Origin of the sequence: Gulosibacter sediminis, assembly GCF_014904065.1 — a bacterium.
Lineage (GTDB): Bacteria > Actinomycetota > Actinomycetes > Actinomycetales > Microbacteriaceae > Gulosibacter > Gulosibacter sediminis.
In genome coordinates this window covers 1-1,024 of record NZ_JACXJG010000039.1, presented here as the reverse complement: position 1 = coordinate 1,024, position 1,024 = coordinate 1, and the positions used below count along the sequence as shown (strand labels likewise).

The 1,024-nt window shown below is 68.8% G+C and carries 1 protein-coding gene and 1 pseudogene; both read left to right on the top strand.

Annotation, left to right across the window (positions count from 1 at the left end; translation table 11 throughout):
* Positions 1-172 (top strand): annotated as a pseudogene (locus ID132_RS14255) (thiamine pyrophosphate-binding protein); the annotation flags it as partial.
* A 90-nt stretch (positions 173-262) separates the two neighbouring features.
* Positions 263-916, top strand: coding sequence for a DUF1345 domain-containing protein (locus ID132_RS12825; protein WP_125107169.1), 654 nt, complete (start codon positions 263-265; stop codon positions 914-916).
* Positions 917-1,024 lie beyond the last annotated feature (108 nt).

The following is a 1,024-nucleotide window of genomic DNA, read 5'->3' as shown; positions in this document are numbered from 1 at the left end:
CATCGCGTCGATCGCGCGCGGCTTCGGGGCCGTCGGTGTCACGGTGCGGTCGGTTGACGACCTTGAGCCGGTGCGCGCGTGGCTCGAGTCGGGCGACGGGCCGATCGTCATCGACGCGCGGATCGCGTCGGACGGCGGGTCGTGGTGGCTCGCGGAGGCATTCGGCCACTGAGACGATGCGGCAGCGGCGCGCTTGGCCTGCCGCGCGCGACACGGTGCCGCGCGCACGCCCTGTGGTGCAGCGCGCCGCTAGATTGATGACATGACGGGGAGCGAGACCGGCTACACGCCGCGGCTACTGAGGCCGACGTGGGCGCAGCTCGTGGCGGCGACGGTGCTCGGCGTGGCCGCGGCGCTGCTCGCCGGCGTCTGGCTCGACGGCTACGTTGCCACGCTGGTGGGCATCAGCGTGGCCGAACTCGTGTTCGTCACGCTGTCGATGCTGACGCTCTGGCCGATGGATGCGGCGGCGACCGAACGCAACGTCGGTCGTGAGGATCTCAGCCCGATCTTCGACGAGGTGCTCGTCGCGATCGTCGCCGCGCTCGCGGTGGTGAGCGTGCTCATCGTGCAGCAGAGCGGCAATACGGCGCTCGGGGCGCTGCTCACGCTCGTCGGCGTCTTCGGCGCGTGGGCGTGCATCCACCAGACCTATGCCGTGCACTATGCGTACGAGTACTACCGCGACGACAACGGCGGCATCGACTTTCACTCGAAGTCGCCGCCGTGCTTCGCCGACTTTCTGTACCTCAGCTACGCCGTCGGCATGACCTACGGCTCGACCGACCCCGAGCTCAACGACACGCGCATCCGCAAGATTCTGCTGCGGCACGCGGCGGTGTCATTCCTGTTCGGGATGGTGATTCTCGCGGTGGCGATTAATCTCGTCGCCGGGGTGCTCGGGATTGGTGGGTAGCGGGGCGCTCGACGTCGCGGGTGACCGCGCGCCAGGGGAGAATTGGGGATCATGACGCCACCGGCTGCCCGCGAACCCGCCCTTATGCGGCTCTTCGCAGTTGAGGGT

What these genes read in the sequence shown, in the direction of transcription:
- ID132_RS12825 (WP_125107169.1), top strand. Translation starts at nt 263, where the DNA reads ATGACGGGGAGCGAGACCGGCTACACGCCGCGGCTACTGAGGCCGACG.